Origin of the sequence: Aquabacterium sp. (assembly GCF_041915145.1) — a bacterium.
In the GTDB taxonomy this organism is placed as follows: Bacteria; Pseudomonadota; Gammaproteobacteria; order Burkholderiales; family Burkholderiaceae_C; genus Aquabacterium.
The window spans coordinates 24,075-35,888 of the sequence record NZ_JAYSBZ010000013.1; the positions used below are offsets into that span (position 1 = coordinate 24,075).

Consider the following 11,814-nt stretch of genomic DNA (forward strand, 5'->3'; position numbering starts at 1 on the left):
CTGGGCGCGCGGAGACCCACGATGCCCCAACTCACCACCTTGCGATCCACTCCATCCTGGCGACTCACCGCCTGGGCTGCTGCCTGGCTGCTGTGTGCCGGGGGCGCGCTGTGGCAGTCGTCGGCCCATGCCCGCGAGACCAGCGGCAAGGTGGTCGAAGAGTCGCACGGTTCGCGCGACGCGGCGGCTTCGGCCTCGAAGGGCGAAGAAATCATCGAACCGCCGCCCAAGAAAGAAGACGAGGCCGACGCCAAGCCCAGCCGCGCCCGCGCGTCGCGGGCCCGCAGCAGCAAGCCGGCGGCCTCGGCGCCCGCGCCCGACATGAAAGAGTTGCGTGAGCGGCTCGACCAGAAGCTGGCCGAGGTGCGTGCCGCCCAAGAGCGCGCCGGCGCGCCCCAGCCGCCTGCGGCGCGCAAGCACAGGCCGGCCGCGCAGCCCATCGCCCGGCTCGACGACGACGACAGCAATTCGCCGCAAGCCAAGGCGCTGGCCCGCGCCCATCGCGGCGGCGCGCTCGACACCCCCATCCCGATGCCGGCCCATGGCTCGTCAGCCCATTGGGACTACACCGGCCCCGCCGGCCCGCAAGCCTGGGGCGGCATGAAGCCGGAGTTCGCGCAGTGTTCGAGCGGACAACGACAAAGCCCCATCGACATCCGCGACGGCATCCGCGTCGATCTGGAGCCGATCAAGTTCGACTACCACCCGACCGCGTTTCGCGTGCTCGACAACGGCCACACCGTGCAGGTCAACGTCGACCCGGGCAATGCGATCTCGGTGATGGGACGGCGCTTCGAGCTCGTGCAGTTCCACTTCCATCGCCCGAGCGAAGAGCGCATCAACGGCCGTCAGTTCGCCATGGTGGCGCACCTCGTGCACAAGGATCTGGAAGGCAAGCTCGCCGTGGTGGCGGTGCTGATCGAGCCGGGCAAGGCCCACCCGGTGGTGCAGCAGGTGTGGAACAACCTGCCGCTCGAGAAGAACGAGGAGCAACGCGCCGGGGCCCTGCTGGACGTGGCCGCGCTGCTGCCTGAGAGCCGCAACTACTACACGTATATGGGCTCGCTCACCACGCCGCCCTGCAGCGAGGGTGTGCTGTGGATGGTGCTCAAGCAGCCGGCGGAGCTGTCGCTCGATCAGATCGGCATCTTCGCGCGGCTGTATCCGATGAACGCCCGCCCGACCCAGCCGGGCAGCGGGCGCATCATCAAAGAGTCGAACTAGTCGAGTCGACTCAGGCGGCGCGACGACGACGCGCCACGGCGCCCACCGCGATCAGGCCCAGGCCGACCAGCGCGTAGGTCGAGGGCTCCGGCACGGCCGCGACCTTGGTGCTGACGGCCAGCGTGCCGAAATCGATCGATTGCAGGAAGCCCACCAGGTTGGCGGCGTTGGCCACCGTGCCGATGCGCGTGGCGGCGGCCGAGGTCAGCGTCAGGCCCGACATCGTGTTCGAGAAGCTGGCGGTCTGGCCGTTGAGCAGGCCGGCGGGGATGGCGGTCGAGCCCGACACCGTGGCCACGTTGAACAGATCCAGGCGGGTCGTGCCCAGCGAGTCGGTCACGTCGGCGTAGATGAGCTTGTTGGCGAAGTCGGCCGAGATGTTCGTGTAGGTGATCGCCAGCGACGAGTTCTTCAGCAGCCAGCCCGAGCCCGTAAAGTCGGTCGTGGCCAGCGCCGCGTTGCCAGACGTGGTTGTGACGGCCGTTTCAGCCTGCGTCAGCACGCTGCCGCTTTGCGAGGTGGTCGAGCCCGACAGCGCGCCGAAGGTGATGCCGCCGTAGCCCAGATTGGTTTGCGCGGAACCGGACACGGTCAGCGCGCCGCTGCCCGAGGTCAGGGTCACGGGCAGATTGGCGGCGAATGCCGACGACAACCCGGTGAGGGCGAGCACGGCGGCGGACACGGTACGAATGGAGAAGGACACGTCAGGGCTCCTGAAAAGGTGGACGGCGGATGCGCGAGCGGCATCGCGGCGAGGTGCGCAGTGTCTGGCTGCCTGCCGGGGCGCGTTTGCGCGTTTACCCCGTCTTCCCCCGTGGCTCAGGGGCTTTGGCGCGGGTTTGTCGATGAGCTGTATGCAGGTGCTGTCGTCAGAAGCCGCGCGTTGGTAACCAGACGCTAATCGGCCCGCGCGGCGGCGCGCGACAAAAGAAAAAGGCCGCTCGACGAGCGGCCTCGGGGTGCGGCGTGGCGTGGCGTCAGACCACCGCGCCGCGCAGCCCCAGCTTGTCGAACAGCGCTTCGTCGGCGGCCACGTCGGCGTTGCCGGTGGTCAGCAGCTTCTCGCCGTAGAAGATCGAGTTGGCGCCGGCCAGGAAGCACAGCGCCTGCACGGCCTCGCTCATGGCTTGGCGACCGGCCGACAGGCGCACGCGCGCCGTGGGCATGGTGATGCGGGCGGCGGCGATCACGCGCACGAACTCGAGCGGATCGAGCGGGGGCGTCTCGGCCAGGGTGTCGGTCAGCGGCGTGCCTTCGACGCGCACCAGATCGTTGATCGGCACCGATTCGGGGTAGGGATCGAGGTTGGCGAGCTGCGCGACCAGGCCGGCGCGCTCATCGCGCGACTCACCCATGCCGACGATGCCGCCGCTGCAGATCTTGACGCCCACGCCGCGAATCGCATCGAGCGTGTCGAGGCGGTCTTGGTAATCGCGCGAGCCGATGATGCGGCCATAGGTTTCGGGCGCGGTGTCGAGGTTGTGGTTGTAGTAATCGAGCCCGGCGGCCTTGAGCGCCACGGCCTGATCCTTGTTGAGCATGCCCAGCGTGCAGCACGCTTCGAGGCCTTCGTCTTTCACGGCGCGAATCAGCTCGGACACCTGTTCGATGTCGCGATCTTTGGGCGAGCGCCAGGCCGCGCCCATGCAAAAGCGCGTGGCGCCAGCCTGCTTGGCTGCGACGACGGCGCTGCGCACGGCATCGACCTGCATCAGCTTGCCGGCCTCGACGCCGGTGTTGTAGTGCGCCGATTGCGGGCAGTAGCCGCAGTCTTCGGGGCAGCCGCCGGTCTTGATCGACAGCAGCGTGGCGCGCTCGATGGTGTTGGCGTCGAAGTTGGCGCGATGCACCTGCTGCGCCTGCCACAGCAGATCGTTGAACGGCAGATTGAGCAGCGCCAGCACCTTGGCTCGCGGCCAGCGCGCCGTGGCGTCGTCAGCAGGAACAGGCGGCGTGGGACGCTGCGACCATTGGATCGGTTGGGCTTGGCTCATGACTTCTGGGGCTCGGGGCAAACAAAACAGAAAAACGGACTGTCAGTTTAGGGCACCGTCGACGCCGCGCGGGGCGCAAAACCCTCATGTGCCGTGTGACGTGGCGCGGCGCGTCGACCGCCGCCTGCACCGATTCGAGGGCTGCGGCAATCAAGGCGCGCGGGTAGAGTCCGGGGCATGCATTTTGAACACCTGATCGAGATCAATGCACCCCGGCAGACGGTGATCGAGCCCTTCCCGCGGTCGGCCTTGTGGCGGGGGCTGATGTTGCGCGTGCATGAGCCGCAACGCTTTCCGCTCGGGCCGGATCGCTGCGAGGTGGCCGAGAGCGATCAACCCGGCGTGCTGCGGCGCACCCTGGCGTTCGGCGCGCTGCGCTTCAGCGACACCGTGCGCCTGGAGTCGGGCGAGGCGGTGTACTTCCGGCCCGACCCGCATGGCGACACCACGCCCGTCGATCTGACGATTCGCATCGAGGCGCTGGACGACGGGGGCTTGCTGCTGCGCTTCGTGTACGAGAGTCGCGGCCCGCTGACGGCGGACGAGGCGTTCTACAACGAATACCGCCAGAACGCCTGGCTCGAAAATGATCGCGACATGGTGCGAGCCTTGCGCCAATGGCTGGTCGAGGGCGCGCTCACGCTGAGTTGACGCGGCGCCTGGTTCAGCCCATCGCGCGTCGCTTGAAGAGGGCGCCACCCGGCTCGAGATTTGTGTTGCGCTGGTGCAGGGCATGCACCAGCGAGCGGCGGCCGCGGCGGGCGTGCTCGCGCGCCAGAGCCTCGGCGCGCGAGCCCTCGCGGCGAACGATGGCGTCGAGCAGGGCGTGGTGCTGGTCTTGCCCCTTCATGAGCTCGATGCGGGCCTGCGGCATCATCGATTGCACGATCAGGAAGGTGCCCGGCGCCGCGAACGGTTGCGTGCTGGCGCGCTCGAGCTGGCGGCGCACGACGTCGCTGCCGCACATCTCGCCCAGCAGGGTGTGGAGTTCTTCGTTGCGCAGCATGTAGCTGGCCATGCCCTGCTCGGTGAGGGTGGGCTCGCTGAGGATGGCGTCGATGCACATCAGCACCTCGCGTGCTCGCGTCAGCTGGGCCTGGGTCACGCCGCGTTCGGCGGCCAGCCGGGCAGCCAGCCCTTCGAGCGTGGCGCGCACCTCGATGGCGTCTTCGACGTCGGCCTCAGTGAAATGACGCAGCTTGTAGCCGCCGCCGGGCAGCGGGTCGAGCAGGCCTTCGAGCTCCAGGCGCTGCAGCGCGGCGCGGATGGGCGTGCGCGACACCCCCAGCCGCTCGACCATGGCCAGCTCGGTGATGCGCGTGCCGGGCAGCAGGTCGCCGCTCAGGATCAGCTCGCGCAGTCGCGCCAGCGTGTGCGTGGTCTGGTTGTGGCTGAGCGAATCGAAGTCGGAGAAGGAAGAGTCATTCATCATGGCGTCGCCCCGTGTGCTGCTTGGGTAGTTGGCCGATTATTCGTATGGATGAAACGAACGTTTGAATTTTGCCGAACGGGGACGAATTTGTGTGCGCGGTGTCATCAATTACACCCGGTGCTATCCCTGAGCGTCTTGGGTTGGGGGGCGGTTGCCGCGAGCGGGCGAGGTCAGTCGAGCGTGATCACGACCCGGGTGTTGCGCGGGCGTTCGGTCGCGTCGAGGTAGATCAGCGCGCGCCGCTCCTGGGCCAGCGTGGCGCCCAGGCTGGCGCTGGACACCACGGGTGGCGGGCGCCCCCGCCCGGTGAAGACGCGTTTGGCCCAGTGCGCCCGCACGGCGCTGGGGCTGACGCCCAGGCTTTGGTAGAAGCGCTCGCGCAAGCCGTCCTCGCTGCGATCCAGGGGCATGGCTTGCTGCGCGACGCGCGCCGAATTGAGGTCGAGGTAGATGTCGATCAGCTCTTGCCGGCTGAGCGCCTGGATGGGGGAGGTGTCGGGCACCACCACCAGTAGCGGCCCGGCGACCGCGCCGGCGTGCGCGACCAGCCAGCCCAGCATCGCCAGCCAACGGAGCCAGAGCGGGCAGGTGGGGGCGTTGCGAGCGGGGTGCATGGCGGCGGGGGGCGGGGGCCGGGTCAGTAGGTCCAGTCCAGCGTCAGGCTGAACACGTTGGCCGAGTGCGCGTTGGCGGGCAACGGGCTGGAAAACGTGCCGGGCGACGGGCTGTCGGGGTGCACGTTGTCGAATTGGGCCTTGAGGGCCAGCCCGGGCCGGGCGTCCCAGCGGGCGCCGAGGCTCCAGGTGCGCTGCTCGGGCTGGCTGGCTTGCCGGGCGGTGAAGGCGCTGTTCAGGTAGGCATCGAATCGGGTCTCGCTCGCGGGCCCGAGGTTGCGCAATGCGCTGTAGGTGACGTAGGGCAGCACATTGCCCAAGTGATAGCCGCCAGACAGGTAGTAGGCCAGCGACTGTTCGTTCAGCCGGTTGCCGGGGAAGTTGCGGGCGACTTCGCCAGCGAGCATCCAGCGGCCGTCGTCGCGCCGCACGCCCAGCCCGTACTGAGTGGCGTGCACGCCGTCGAGGCTGTAGTCGCCGCACGGGGCGTTGCCGCCCAGCGCGGCGCAGTGATCCGCGAGCTGACCCAGGGTGGCGCTGCGCACGAAGTCCTTGCTGTGGACGACGGTGGCAAACCAGTCGGTGCTGTCGCGGCTGTAGGTGGCTGCAACGCCCATCTGGTGCAGTTGCACGTGCGACGAGTGGGTGGACCGGGCATAGACGTCGCCCGAGGTGCGCCCGGCGTGGAAGTCGATCTGCAGCCGAGCGTTGTCGAGCGGGCGACGGTACTGAAGCAGCAGCCCGTCGTCGCTGTGAAACGTGGCGGCCGTGGTGTAGAGCTCGACGGGCGGGCGCACCCACGGGTAGGCGTACCCCACGTCGAGGGTGTCGGAGTACAAGAACCAGGGCGTGCGGTAGCGCCCCAGCTTCAAGAACCACGCCGGGTCGAGCTCGATTTGCGCGTAGGCCCACGACACTTCGAGCCGGGTCGCGTCGTTCTGGTTGTTGGCCAGCAGGCCTTGCACGTTGACCTCCACGCGCGGGCCGAGCGAGCCGCCCAATTGCAGTCCGGCGCGGGAGTCGATCTTGGCGGTGGGCGTGGAGCCGATGCCGTCGGTGTAGATCTGGTCGGTGCGGTAGCGGGGCTGATCCCGATCGGCCACGGCCAGGCCGAAGGTGCCGAACGCATCGACGAAGAACGGGCTGCCCGGCTCGCGGGGGGCGGCCTGGGCGGGCATCAGGGGCGCGCTCAGCGCGACGGCCAGCGTCGCGGCGCAGGGGAGGGTGGGACGGCGGGGGTGACGTTTCATGACGCGTGGCGAGGAATGGCGCATCTGGGCATCAGGCCGCCAACGGCAGTTCGGTATCGGGCAGCGCGAAATAGAAGCAGGCGCCCAGGCCCGGGCGCGCCTCGGCCCAGACCCGGCCGCCGTGGCGGCTGATGGCGCGGCGCACGATGCTCAGGCCCACGCCGTGGCCCTCGAACTGCTGGGGCGTGTGCAGCCGGACGAAGGGCTCGAACAGCTTGGCGGCGGCGGCGGGGTCGAAGCCGGGGCCGTTGTCCTTGACGAAGACGGTGGTCGAGCCGTTGCCGGGGTGGCGCGCGCCGATCTCGATGCGCGGCTCGGCGCTGTTCGACGTGAACTTGACGGCGTTGCCGATGAGGTTGACGAACACCGGGCGCAGCAGGTCGGGGTCGGCGAGCACCGTTGGCAGGTCTTCGATCACCACCTCGGGCATGGCGCGGGCCGGTTGGGCCATGGCGATCTGATCCACCACCTCGCGCACCAGCGTGTTCAGGGCCACGGGCTGCGGGTGCAGGGTCGCGTCGCCCACGCGGGCCAGCGTGAGCAGCGAGGTCAGCATGTGAGTCGAGGACTCGGCCTGTCGGGCGATCATCGGCAGCACGCGGCGCGCGATGGAGTCGTCGTTGCGATCCAGGGCCTGCGCGGCCATCTGCGCCAGGCCGGCGATGCCGCCCAGCGGCCCGCGCAGATCGTGCGACACGCTGCGGTTGAAGCTCTCGAGCGCGCTGACCATCTCTTGCAGATCGGCCGTGCGCTCGGTGACCCGGCGTTCGAGGTCTTGATTGAGCGCGCTGATCTCGGCGCGCCGGGCGTCGCTGTCGGCAATGCGCTCTTGAATCGACAGCGCCATCTGGTTGAAGGTGCGGGCCAGCAGCGCCAGCTCGTCGTCGCCGCGCAGCTGGGCGCGTGCCGAGAGGTCGCCGCCGGCCAGCGCGCTCGACGCCTGAACCAACCGCGTGATGCGGCGGTTCAGGCGCGTGCCGAAATACACGATGGTGCCCACCACCAGCACCAGCGTCACGCCCAGCGCCAGCATGTTCTGCACGACCACGCGCTCGCGCGCCGCGTTGGCGTGCCGGGTGGACAGCCCGTAGCGCAGGCTGCCGATGCCGCTCTCGTAGATCAGGATGGGCTGGGCCACGTGCACCGTGCCGCTTTCGATCTGCAATTCGATGGGGCGCTTGGGGTCGGGCAGCGGCTGCGGCGTGGCCGGGGTCTGCACGATGACGTTCTGGCGGTCGTCGAGCAGCGCCAGATAGGTGATGCGGGTGTCTTCGCCGCTGACCATCTCGGTGAAGTAGTCGCGGATCTTGGGCAGGTCTTGCCGGGTCGTGTTGGGCGCGATGGCCAGGTTGAGCGCCTCGGCCGTCTGGGCGACGCTGGCGCGGGTGTCGCCGATCGAGACCTCGCGCAGCGCTCGGGCGGTGTTCCAGAGCGTGGCCAGGAACAGCGCCACCACGATGGCGATGCTGACGGCCAGCAACCGGAAGCGCAGCGATTGAAGAATGTAGCGGGACGGCGGCATGAATCCCTGGGGCGTGGTGGCGAACCCGTCGGCAGCCGTGGCTGCAACGGCGGCAACGTGCGTCCGAATCCGTGCCATCGTAGGCACGCGGCAGGGCGCGAACAAGCCGGGTGTGTCCTAGCTACCACTGCGGCCAGGGGGGCGAGCGCGTCAGGGTAGACCCGCGCGTGGCAAGATCGGCCGGCGCAGGGGCTGGCGGGTCAGACCCTGGTGGATCTCTCGGGAGGCCGGAATGAAGATCGATCGACGTGCGCTGGTGCGGGCCGCGCCGGCTGGCTGGATGCTGGCGGCGCTGCCGGGGGCGGCTTGGGCGCTGGACTTGAGCCAGGTCGACGCATTGGCCGGGCTGCGCGAGGCGCTCGGGCGCGGCGCCCAGGCGGCGGTTGCCAGCCTCGGCAAGGCCGATGGCTTCATGGGCAACCCGCAGGTGCACATTCCGCTGCCGGCGTCGCTCAAGAAGGTCGAGTCGCTGATGCGCGCCATGGGGCAGGGCAAGCGGCTCGACGAACTCGAGCTCGCGCTCAACCGCGCCGCCGAGTCGGCCGTGCCGCTGGCTCAGCCGCTGCTCGCCGACGCGATCAAGTCGATGACGGTGGACGACGCCCGCAAGGTGCTGGCGGGTGGCGACACTTCGGTCACCGACTTCTTCGCCGGCAAGACGCGCGCGCCGCTCACCGAGCGCTTCCTGCCCATCGTGCGCCAGACCACCGACAAGGCCGCGCTGGCGCGCAAGTACAACGACGTGGCGGGCCGCGCCAGGCAGTTCGGTTTCGTCAAGGAGCAAGACGCCGACGTGGCCACCTACGTGACCGGCAAGGCGCTCGACGGCCTGTTCCTGATGATCGGCGAAGAAGAACGGCAGATCCGCCGCGACCCGGTGGGCACGGGCAGCAAGCTGCTGCAGAAGGTGTTCGGCTCGCTCTAGACCGCCGCAGACTGGAGGCGCGCCTTCTCGCGCGCCTCGAACAGCGTCTGCAAGGTGATCTTGCGCACCTCGGCTTTGCTCTGCTCGATGTGCGAGCGCAGCATGTATTGCGCGATGTCGGCGCGCCGCGTCGAGATGGCGCGCAAGATCTTGGCGTGCTCGTCGTAAGTGGCGGCGATGCGGTCGGGGCGCGTGAAATCGAGCCGACGCATGATGCGGATGCGCTCGGTCGCCTCGCGGTGCACCCGGCTGATCTCGGCGTTGTCGGCCGAGTCGACCAGCGTCGAGTGAAAGACCTCGTCGAGCGCGCTCACCTGGTGCGCGTCGGTCAGTCGTTCCGCCTCGGGCGCGAGCCACGCCGCCTGCAGCGCGGCGAGCGTCGGCGAGCCGTCGTCGGCGCGGGCGCACAACCGCGCCACGCTGGCCAGCTCCAGGACGGCCACCAGATCGTGGAGCTCTTCCAGTTTGGCAAAGTCCAGCGGCCGCACGAACCAGCCGGTCTTGGGTTCCACCTCCAGAAAGCCCTCTTTGCGCAGTCGAAACAGAGCCTCGCGCACCGGGGTGCGGCTCGCGCCCATGCGGTTGCCGATGTCGGCCTCCGAGAGGCGATCGCCCGGGATCAGCCGGAAGTCGTGAATGTCGGACTTCAGCGCGGCATAGATCTGCTCGGACAGGCTGCTGCGAGGGGCGTCATCGCTGGCGAAAGGGCGGGTTGACATGCGGCTGAAGTGGATGGTTCGTCGGTATACATAATTGTCCACGACCATGTATGCCTTTGGCATGCAGGCTTTTGCCGATGCGCCGGAGTGGGTGGTGAGGGAGACGCGCTTCGTTGATGCGCAATCAGGTCTTCACAACTCACTTGCAAACCGGTTTGCAAGTGCTTCTTTTTGAACGACTTTTTAATGGCTTTGACTTTTGCTATCGGTGCTAAGTACTTGATTTGATTGAAATTTTTCGGGTTTCTACCTTGACCGGGGTGGGGGGCTCAGCTAAAGTGGGAGAAAGTGCAATTTAGTGGGGATTCGTGTCAATCATGTCGGGTCTGGTGTTTCAGGGTGCCTCGGCGCTCGCTTTGGACGGGAAGGGTCGCATCAGCGTCCCGGCCCGGCATCGCGACGCGCTGCAAGCCCTCTGCGCCGGCCAGTTGACGCTGACCAAGCACCCCGACGGCTGCCTGCTGGTGTTTCCGCGTCCGGCGTGGGAAGTCTTCCGCGACAAGGTGGCGGCGCTGCCGATGTCGGCATCAGGCTGGAAGCGCATCTTTCTGGGTAACGCGTCCGACGTCGAGATCGACGGCTCGTCGCGCGTGCTGGTGGCGCCCGAGTTGCGCGCCGCTGCCGGGTTGGGCAAGGACGTGATGCTGCTCGGCATGGGCAGCCATTTCGAGCTCTGGGACGCCGCGCGTTATGCGGCGCACGAAGCCGAGGTCATGCAGCAAGGCATGCCCGAGGCGCTCAACGACTTTTCGTTCTAGAGCGCGATGCAAGCAGGAGGCACCGAACCTTGGCAGCACCGCACCGTCTTGCTGCACGAGGCCGTCGAATCATTGGTCACGACGGCCGACGGGGTGTATCTCGACGGCACCTTCGGTCGGGGTGGGCACTCGCGTCTCATTCTTTCGAGGCTGTCGCCGCGCGGGCGGCTGCTGGCCATCGATCGCGACCCCGAGGCGGTGGCGCATGCGCGATCCGGGTCGCAGGCCATTGCCGACCCACGCTTCTCGATTGCCCACACCAGCTTCGCGCACCTGGCCGACGCCGTGCGCGCGCAAGGGGTGAGCCATGTTGACGGCGTGCTGCTCGACATCGGCGTGTCGTCGCCCCAGATCGACAACCCCGAGCGCGGCTTCAGCTTTCGTTTCAACGGTCCGCTCGACATGCGAATGGACCCGACGCGCGGCGAGAGCGCGGCTGAATTTCTGTTGCGGGCCGACGAGCGCGAGATCGCGGAGGTGATACGTGAATACGGAGAAGAGCGGTTTGCTGGGCCGATTGCAAAGGCGCTTGTGGCTCGCCGAGCAGGCGGCCAACCCGTGGCGACCACTGCCGAGCTGTCCGACGTCGTGGCTCGCGCGGTCAAGACGCGTGAGCCCGGTCAGGACCCTGCCACACGCACGTTTCAAGCTCTTCGGATTCATGTCAACGCCGAACTGGCGGAGCTCGAGCAAGGCCTGAGCGCTGCGCTTGAGCTGCTTGCTCCTCAAGGGCGCCTGGCCGTGATCAGCTTTCATTCGCTGGAAGACCGCATCGTCAAGACCTTCATCGCGCGCCACAGCAAGCGCGAGGTCGATCGGCGCTCGCCGGCGTATCTGGTGCAGCCCGAGGTGCCGCCGCTGCTGCACGCGGTGGCGCGCATCAAGCCGTCCGAGTCCGAGGTGCGGGCCAACCCGCGCGCCCGCTCCGCCATCCTGCGCGTGGCCGAGCGCACCGATGCGCCTTACGTGGCCGAGCCGGAGGTCGCAGCGCCCGCGCGTGGCAAGAAGCCGGCGCGCCGGGCCGGGGGGCGCGCATGACTCGCCTCAACATCGTGTTGCTGCTGGCCGTGCTGGCCAGCGCGCTCTATCTGGTTCGCACTTCTTACGAGGCGCGGCGCTTGTTCGACGCGGCCGAGTCCGAGCGTGCCCGCGAGGTGCAGTTGCAGACCGAGTTCGAGCGTCTCGAGGTGACCAAGCGGGCGCAGGCGACGCCGTTGCGCGTCGAAAAGATTGCCCGCGAGCGGCTGCGCATGTTCAACACCACAGCCGCGCTGACGCATTACGTGGGGCTCAACGGTGCCGCGTCCGACGCGGCGCCGGCGGTGGCGTCGGCGGCCACGGGAGCCGCGCGATGAGTCTGCTCGATCGTTTCAAGC

General features: G+C 68.4%; 14 protein-coding genes. 7 read left to right on the forward strand and 7 right to left on the reverse strand.

The features are described from left to right. Positions 1-21 precede the first annotated feature (21 nt). The gene (locus ACE3SS_RS04150; protein ID WP_374591647.1) at positions 22-1,224 is read left to right on the forward strand and encodes a carbonic anhydrase family protein; all 1,203 of its coding nucleotides are present in this window, start codon (positions 22-24) and stop codon (positions 1,222-1,224) included. Between the two features lie 10 nt (positions 1,225-1,234). Here ACE3SS_RS04150 and ACE3SS_RS04155 read toward each other — a convergent pair whose 3' ends face one another. After that, complete coding sequence (locus ACE3SS_RS04155) at positions 1,235-1,927, reverse strand: PEP-CTERM sorting domain-containing protein (protein WP_374591649.1); 693 nt, start codon at positions 1,925-1,927, stop codon at positions 1,235-1,237. A gap of 274 nt (positions 1,928-2,201) precedes the next feature. After that, the gene (gene bioB, locus ACE3SS_RS04160; protein ID WP_374591651.1) at positions 2,202-3,218 is read right to left on the reverse strand and encodes a biotin synthase BioB; all 1,017 of its coding nucleotides are present in this window, start codon (positions 3,216-3,218) and stop codon (positions 2,202-2,204) included. A gap of 177 nt (positions 3,219-3,395) precedes the next feature. Here bioB and ACE3SS_RS04165 point away from each other — a divergent pair, with 177 nt between their 5' ends. Continuing rightward, positions 3,396-3,869 (forward strand): AtaL-like protein, encoded by a 474-nt coding sequence (locus tag ACE3SS_RS04165; protein ID WP_374591653.1) that lies wholly within the window; start codon positions 3,396-3,398, stop codon positions 3,867-3,869. A 13-nt stretch (positions 3,870-3,882) separates the two neighbouring features. Here ACE3SS_RS04165 and ACE3SS_RS04170 read toward each other — a convergent pair whose 3' ends face one another. The 4 genes from ACE3SS_RS04170 to ACE3SS_RS04185 all read right to left on the reverse strand — a co-directional run bounded on the left by ACE3SS_RS04170 (position 3,883) and on the right by ACE3SS_RS04185 (position 8,036). Then, complete coding sequence (locus ACE3SS_RS04170; protein ID WP_374591656.1) at positions 3,883-4,647, reverse strand: GntR family transcriptional regulator; 765 nt, start codon at positions 4,645-4,647, stop codon at positions 3,883-3,885. A 173-nt stretch (positions 4,648-4,820) separates the two neighbouring features. Beyond that, on the reverse strand, positions 4,821-5,264 hold the full coding sequence (locus tag ACE3SS_RS04175) for a hypothetical protein (RefSeq protein ID WP_374591658.1): 444 nt from the start codon (positions 5,262-5,264) through the stop codon (positions 4,821-4,823). 23 nt (positions 5,265-5,287) lie between these two features. Continuing rightward, a complete protein-coding gene (locus tag ACE3SS_RS04180; protein ID WP_374591660.1) occupies positions 5,288-6,514 on the reverse strand; it encodes a hypothetical protein in 1,227 nt (408 codons plus the stop codon). Between the two features lie 31 nt (positions 6,515-6,545). Next, positions 6,546-8,036: an ATP-binding protein gene (locus tag ACE3SS_RS04185; protein WP_374591662.1), complete on the reverse strand. Its 1,491-nt coding sequence runs from the start codon at positions 8,034-8,036 to the stop codon at positions 6,546-6,548. Positions 8,037-8,268: 232 nt separating this feature from the next. Between ACE3SS_RS04185 and ACE3SS_RS04190 the strand changes: the two genes are divergently transcribed. Then, positions 8,269-8,961, forward strand: a complete 693-nt coding sequence (locus ACE3SS_RS04190; protein ID WP_374591664.1) for a DUF4197 domain-containing protein — start codon at positions 8,269-8,271, stop codon at positions 8,959-8,961. On the opposite strand, the gene ACE3SS_RS04195 is transcribed toward ACE3SS_RS04190, so the two are convergent. Next, entirely contained in the window at positions 8,958-9,680 is a 723-nt protein-coding gene (locus ACE3SS_RS04195) for a GntR family transcriptional regulator (protein ID WP_374591666.1), read from the reverse strand. The genes ACE3SS_RS04190 and ACE3SS_RS04195 overlap by 4 nt on opposite strands. A gap of 34 nt (positions 9,681-9,714) precedes the next feature. Here ACE3SS_RS04195 and ACE3SS_RS04200 point away from each other — a divergent pair, with 34 nt between their 5' ends. From ACE3SS_RS04200 to ftsL, 4 genes are all read left to right on the forward strand, one after another. Continuing rightward, positions 9,715-9,855, forward strand: a complete 141-nt coding sequence (locus ACE3SS_RS04200) for a hypothetical protein (protein ID WP_374591668.1) — start codon at positions 9,715-9,717, stop codon at positions 9,853-9,855. A 154-nt stretch (positions 9,856-10,009) separates the two neighbouring features. After that, positions 10,010-10,438, forward strand: coding sequence for a division/cell wall cluster transcriptional repressor MraZ (mraZ, locus tag ACE3SS_RS04205; protein ID WP_374591702.1), 429 nt, complete (start codon positions 10,010-10,012; stop codon positions 10,436-10,438). Positions 10,439-10,444: 6 nt separating this feature from the next. Beyond that, entirely contained in the window at positions 10,445-11,476 is a 1,032-nt protein-coding gene (gene rsmH / locus ACE3SS_RS04210) for a 16S rRNA (cytosine(1402)-N(4))-methyltransferase RsmH (protein ID WP_374591670.1), read from the forward strand. Continuing rightward, positions 11,473-11,793 (forward strand): cell division protein FtsL, encoded by a 321-nt coding sequence (ftsL, locus tag ACE3SS_RS04215; RefSeq protein ID WP_374591672.1) that lies wholly within the window; start codon positions 11,473-11,475, stop codon positions 11,791-11,793. The genes rsmH and ftsL overlap by 4 nt, the downstream gene beginning before the upstream one ends. The last annotated feature ends 21 nt before the right edge of the window (positions 11,794-11,814 follow it).

Bases quoted from the DNA above. Each gene is read 5' to 3' on its own strand.
- ACE3SS_RS04150 (WP_374591647.1), top strand. From the start codon at position 22: ATGCCCCAACTCACCACCTTGCGATCCACTCCATCCTGGCGACTCACC.
- bioB (WP_374591651.1), bottom strand. From the start codon at position 3,218: ATGAGCCAAGCCCAACCGATCCAATGGTCGCAGCGTCCCACGCCGCCT.
- ACE3SS_RS04165 (WP_374591653.1), top strand. From the start codon at position 3,396: ATGCATTTTGAACACCTGATCGAGATCAATGCACCCCGGCAGACGGTG.
- ACE3SS_RS04170 (WP_374591656.1), bottom strand. From the start codon at position 4,647: ATGAATGACTCTTCCTTCTCCGACTTCGATTCGCTCAGCCACAACCAG.
- ACE3SS_RS04175 (WP_374591658.1), bottom strand. From the start codon at position 5,264: ATGCACCCCGCTCGCAACGCCCCCACCTGCCCGCTCTGGCTCCGTTGG.
- ACE3SS_RS04180 (WP_374591660.1), bottom strand. From the start codon at position 6,514: ATGAAACGTCACCCCCGCCGTCCCACCCTCCCCTGCGCCGCGACGCTG.
- ACE3SS_RS04185 (WP_374591662.1), bottom strand. From the start codon at position 8,036: ATGCCGCCGTCCCGCTACATTCTTCAATCGCTGCGCTTCCGGTTGCTG.
- ACE3SS_RS04190 (WP_374591664.1), top strand. From the start codon at position 8,269: ATGAAGATCGATCGACGTGCGCTGGTGCGGGCCGCGCCGGCTGGCTGG.
- ACE3SS_RS04195 (WP_374591666.1), bottom strand. From the start codon at position 9,680: ATGTCAACCCGCCCTTTCGCCAGCGATGACGCCCCTCGCAGCAGCCTG.
- rsmH (WP_374591670.1), top strand. From the start codon at position 10,445: ATGCAAGCAGGAGGCACCGAACCTTGGCAGCACCGCACCGTCTTGCTG.
- ftsL (WP_374591672.1), top strand. From the start codon at position 11,473: ATGACTCGCCTCAACATCGTGTTGCTGCTGGCCGTGCTGGCCAGCGCG.